Here is a 2,692-nt window from a genome sequence, read left to right on the forward strand (position 1 = left end):
GGTGTTAGGGCGCACATGATGGATACCTCTATCGATCGTGATTTCGGGCGAATCCAGGAGCACTTCCCGGACGGGGCCGATATGACGCTGCAGGTCCTCAAAGGGCACCTGCTTGTGGAAGAGCTGATCCGAGAGATTTTCGGTCTGCTGCTCACGTTTCCGGATGCGCTGCGCGGCGAGCGCGGAACTCGCTTTGAGTGCCATCAGGTAATTTGCCTAGTCCAAGCCATAAGTCCTCACAGCGCTTCGGAGCCTTGGATCTGGGATGCTGCAAAGCGGCTGAACGGTATTCGCAATGACCTTGCGCACAATCTGGAACCGCGAGCAGTTGACGAGAAGATCAAATCGCTAATTCAGTTTGTGAGCTCGGCGGAATCAGTGAAACCCACGCTGGCGAAGAACCCGCCGCCGGAGGGCTTGGAGTTCAAGGCAGTGATCCTCTGCATGTGTGGCGGCCTCACGGCGCTCAAGGATCTAATTCGGAAGGATCGCGGCAGTGCGCCCTAACAATTCGTCCAAGCCGACGCCGCTTCGCGGCGCGGCTTAACTCAGGTGTTAGCGCCCATGTTGCGAGTCTCAAGCGTTCTGCTATCCCTCTGCGTCGCAGCGTGTGCGAGAGAAGCCGCGCCGCCGATCGCGCCAGCTGCAGCAGCGTTTGCTCCATGTAGCCCCATTGCGAACCTCGATGATCCTGACCTACCGCCGTCGTCGGTCAGTGTCGTGCGGGACGCACAAGAAGACTTCTGCCGCGTTGCCGCCAATGGCAAGCCGATCCACGCTCGTCGTGTCGCCCGATGGCAAAAGCGGCCACTTGGAACCTACTACCAAGGCCGCGGCTACCGTCTGATCATGGTAAGAGACACCTTCGAAGCAGGCGGCGCGTACTTCGGGTCGTACGGCCCGGTCGTTTACTTTGAGTCGGTAGAGTCCGGCCCGGGCGTTGCCCAAATGTCGCAAGTCCGGGTCGTTCGCCTGCCGCCGGTACGCTAGTAGCATGGGCGCTAACAATTCGTCCAAGCCGACGCCGCTTCGCGGCGCGGCTTAACTCAGGTGTTAGGCCGCTGACATGACTCAACGCAAATTCCTAAGTGCTTGTGTCGGGCTTTTCTCGATCGGCTGGCTAGCTCCAATGTGGCTTGGCGTAGAGACGCTGCTCTCTTATGCCAAGACTTTAGCTATGCCTTCGTACGGGCATATCCAAAACCCAACGTACTCTTTTCCACATCTGCACTTTGCCTCCCAGTGCTTTGTCTTGGCATTCGCTTGGCTTGCTATTGTTGGATTCTGTTGGTCGTATGCGTTGTGCACGGTTCTAGCCCGCACGCGGCCTAACAATTCATTCAAGCCGAAGCCGCTTCGCGGCTCGGCTTAATTCAGGTGTTAGGCCCCTTTAGAAAGGTGCGCTGTGCGACTCGAGCAAATTGAGATCTACTCGGATGCAACCAACGCGGCAGTCATGCGGCATCCAGGGCGTCATTTTCCTGGCGTTCTCGTGCAGGGCGACACCATTTCACACTTGGCGTCATGGCTATCTCGCGCTGTGGCGGAGATAGAGACATGTAACCTTTCCGATGAGGCGCAGGAAGGTCTGCTTTACGTGCACCAATCCTTGACCGGGTTGGCAGAGCACTACTCAGCTGTGGTCCGGCAACACGGGATCCGGCCTCCGTCGCAAGGGGCCTAACAATTCGTCCAAGCCGACGCCGCTTCGCGGCGCGGCTTAACTCAGGTGTTAGACGACATAGCCGCAGTACCCACACTCGGAGACAGCAATGATCAAGATCTCGCTCGTCGCGCTGGCTGTTCTCGCAGGCCCCGCACCCCTGTTGGCTCAAGACAGAGCGGTTGCGGTACCTGAAATGAAGGTACTACTGGAAAATGAGTGCGTCCGCATGCAATTCCACGACGTGGCTGTCGGAGAGAAAACGCCCATGCACTCTCACCCAAAGTACGCCGTTTACGTTTTCAGCCCCTACAAGGCCAAGATCACGCTCGCCAACGGCACCCAGCTCATCAGCGAGCACAGGGAGGGCGATGCGTTCTGGCATGAGGCATCCCAGCACGTCGTCGAGAATGTCGGTGACACTCCAATCCACAATCTTGTGGTTGAGTTAAAGCCGGCATCGGCGTGTCACTAGTAATGTCGTCTAACAATTCGTCCAAGCCGACGCCGCTTCGCGCCGCGGCTTAACTCAGGTGTTAGGCCTTTGAACGCAGCGATTTCGCATCCCAAGCTGTTCGGTGCGGCGATCGTCGCGGTCGGACTCTTTACGGCTGGGATGATCACGCTGTATCCGGAAGGCTTAAACGCTCCGGCGTGGGTGGCCTATCTGGCGGCCTCCGCATTCGTCGTGGCTGGTAGCGCGCAGCTGGCAAGCGCCTTCAACCGCCCGCACCTCGCCGAGATCCTCGCGTTAGCCATTGTCGGCCTCATGCTCGTAGTCGAGCTCTGGGTCGCTTTTGGGTCAGGGGAGCGAAATTGCGCGGTGAAGGTCGCTGGTGCGGCCGGCCTCGCGCCGGAGTCCGCCTGTCGGAGTGCATTCGCTGTTGGCGCTGTGTTGGTTGGCGCTATGCTGCTTATCGGGCTCAGGCACTGGTGGAAACGTCGGTCAAAGGCCTAACAATTCGTCCAAGCCGACGCCGCTTCGCGGCGCGGCTTAACTCAGGTGTTAGGCCCCACACGAGGATTGAT

The 2,692-nt window shown here is 58.8% G+C and carries 4 protein-coding genes; all 4 read left to right on the top strand.

The features are described from left to right. The coding region (locus tag FW784_RS13450; RefSeq protein WP_205123630.1) for a hypothetical protein at positions 1 to 507 on the top strand (507 nt) is incomplete at its 5' end. Between the two features lie 898 nt (positions 508 to 1,405). After that, positions 1,406 to 1,684 (top strand): DUF6959 family protein, encoded by a 279-nt coding sequence (locus FW784_RS14950; RefSeq protein ID WP_425481654.1) that lies wholly within the window; start codon positions 1,406 to 1,408, stop codon positions 1,682 to 1,684. 88 nt (positions 1,685 to 1,772) lie between these two features. Next, on the top strand, positions 1,773 to 2,138 hold the full coding sequence (locus FW784_RS13455) for a cupin domain-containing protein (protein WP_149353836.1): 366 nt from the start codon (positions 1,773 to 1,775) through the stop codon (positions 2,136 to 2,138). A 69-nt stretch (positions 2,139 to 2,207) separates the two neighbouring features. Beyond that, on the top strand, positions 2,208 to 2,621 hold the full coding sequence (locus FW784_RS13460) for a hypothetical protein (protein ID WP_149353837.1): 414 nt from the start codon (positions 2,208 to 2,210) through the stop codon (positions 2,619 to 2,621). Positions 2,622 to 2,692 lie beyond the last annotated feature (71 nt).

This window comes from Cognatilysobacter lacus (genome assembly GCF_008274655.1).
In the GTDB taxonomy this organism is placed as follows: domain Bacteria; phylum Pseudomonadota; class Gammaproteobacteria; order Xanthomonadales; family Xanthomonadaceae; genus Cognatilysobacter; species Cognatilysobacter lacus.

Excerpts from the sequence above, each read along its gene's own strand:
- FW784_RS13455 (WP_149353836.1), top strand. The coding sequence starts at position 1,773 with ATGATCAAGATCTCGCTCGTCGCGCTGGCTGTTCTCGCAGGCCCCGCA.